This is a genomic window from Pseudomonas sp. HMWF021, assembly GCF_003061005.1.
Taxonomy (GTDB): Bacteria; Pseudomonadota; Gammaproteobacteria; order Pseudomonadales; family Pseudomonadaceae; genus Aquipseudomonas.
The window spans coordinates 1-2,382 of sequence record NZ_QAIK01000009.1; the positions used below are offsets into that span (position 1 = coordinate 1).

General features: G+C 61.8%; 2 protein-coding genes. Both read right to left on the bottom strand.

Annotated features, from left to right (window positions below; genetic code table 11):
* Positions 1 to 1,462: EAL domain-containing protein (locus DBR18_RS00905; protein WP_256588483.1), on the bottom strand; the 1,462-nt coding region annotated here is incomplete at its 3' end.
* Between the two features lie 197 nt (positions 1,463 to 1,659).
* Positions 1,660 to 2,382: AraC family transcriptional regulator (locus DBR18_RS00910; RefSeq protein WP_108588919.1), on the bottom strand; the 723-nt coding region annotated here is incomplete at its 5' end.

Here is a 2,382-nt window from a genome sequence, read left to right on the forward strand (position 1 = left end):
CCCCAACAAACCCCAAAAACTCCCCCGCAGACATCGGCTTGGCAAACAACCAACCCTGCCCGAAATCCACCCCACGACCGCGCAAATATTCCAGCTGCGCCTCCGCCTCAATCCCTTCAGCCACCACCTTCAAGCGTAAACTCTTGGCCATGTCGATGATGTGCGCCGTCACCGAACTCGCCTGCGGATCGCGCCCGATGGTGTCGACAAACGACTTGTCGATCTTCAGCACATCCAGCGGCAACTGCTGCAAATGCTGCAGGCTGGAAAACCCGGTGCCGAAATCATCGATGGCTGCCAGATGCCCCGACTCCCGCGCCTGATTCATCGTGTGCCGAGCCGATTCGATCTGCACAAAACCGCGCTCCGTGGCCTCCAGCCAGATCTGGCTCGGCCACACATCAGCTTTGCTCATCGCGGACTTGAGCCGGGGCAGGAAACGACCGCTGCTGACATCCGCCGCCGCCAGATTGATCGCCACATGCAGGCTGCGCTCCTTCACCAGCAGCGGCCCCAGATCCTGCATGACGTTATCGATCACCTGATCGGTGATCGGCAGAATCAGCCCACTTTCTTCCGCCAGCGGAATGAACAGATCGGGCCGCACCAGACTGCCGTCCGGATGCCGCCAGCGCACCAGCGCTTCGGCTCCGACACACGCGCCATCGCTCAAATCAATGATCGGCTGATAGTGCACGATGAACTCACGATTGCGCACCGCCAGTTCCAGCTCCGCCAGTGGCGACAAACGCTTGCGCGTACGCCGCACAATCACCAGCGCAAGCATCCCGGCAATCAACCCGCCGATCGGCAGCAACAGCATCTCCCGGCGCACCAGGCCTTGCAGCAACTCACGGCGCGACACCGCCGCAATCGCCACCCAGTCACCGCTGTGCACCAGCGTATACAGATAACCGTCCTCCAGCGCCGAAGCGGGGCCCAGGTGCACGCGACTCATGAAGCGCTCCGCCCCTGGCCGCGACACGCCCACCAGATGCCCGGCAGCGGTGCCGACCATCAAATGCACATCGTCCTCGACCATCACCTGCAAAAACTGCTCAGGATCGATCAGCACATTGAACGCCGCGTACTGCAGCGCCATCATCGGCTTGGCCGGCACAATCCGCGCCTGCACCCCGAGCGACACGCGCACGCCATCAGACGTTATGAAATCTTCTTTCCACGGCGTCACCCGATGGCCCACCGGCCCCCATGAGCCGCAGGCATAAACCTCTTCCTCGACATAGCCGATCGACTTCACCGCAAAGGTGTTGATCGTCAGCAGACGCATCTCGTCGATGCTCTCCGGCGTACACGGCGCAAGGCTCGACGCGGCGACGCTCTTCAGCACCCCGGCGGCTTCATGGAACGTATTGTTGGCGCGGCTGGACGCCACGGACGCCAGCGATTCGAGACGTTGCTGCGCCGCTGCCAGGTTCAACACCCAGGCGACGTAACCCATCAAAAGTACTGGAAGCAAGACACACGGAAGGCCCAGGAGAATGCTCCCCCAGACAATGCGTTTTTTGTTCATTTGACGCCACCTTGGCCCACGGCCCGTGACGTGCGGCTGCACGGCTGTTGATCAGCGACTACAGATTAGCGTCGACGCAAACGGCCGATCTTGCCGCAGATCAATACTCTTGCCGCCCACGCCTGTCAGCGTCGCGGGCGCGCGCCTGAGCGCAAATCCGCCGGGCTCACCCCATACGCCTGCTGAAAGTACTGACAAAACCGCCCGACATTACTGAAGCCAAAGCGCAGCGCCACCTCCGTCACCGACGCCGAATGCCGTTGCCCCAGCGCCTCGAAAGCCCGCTCCAGCCGAACCTGACGCTGATACGCCACAATCGACATCCCGACAAACCGCCGAAACCCCTCCTGCAATGCACGCTGACTGACATGGCTCAACCGCGCCAACTCCACGCCACTCACCAGTTGCTCGGGATGCGCCTGAATAAACTCCATCGCCAACTTCACATGCCGCGGCGCCACCCTCGGCGCCGGCTGGCGCAACGCCTCGGTAAAATTGTGCGGCCACGCCTCCAGCACCGCATCGATCAACATCTCGCGCAACCGCGAGGGCATCAGCGTGCCGCTGTTGAGCAACAAATCAAACTCCGTCCCCGTCGCCAGATCAATCAACGCCTTGATCCCGCCAAACGCCGCCGAGTGCAGATCCACCACCGGCTCAAACACAATCTTCTGCACAACCGGCCGCCCCAACAACGCCGCCAACCGCTCAGTCAACTGCCCCCGATTCACCGAAATCCCGTGCTGCGCGTGATTGTCGAGAAACCGCATCGAACGGATATCCGCCTTATCAATCGCCAACCCCACCTCAGCCACGCCGACGGACTCGGTACGGTGGTTGAACACAAT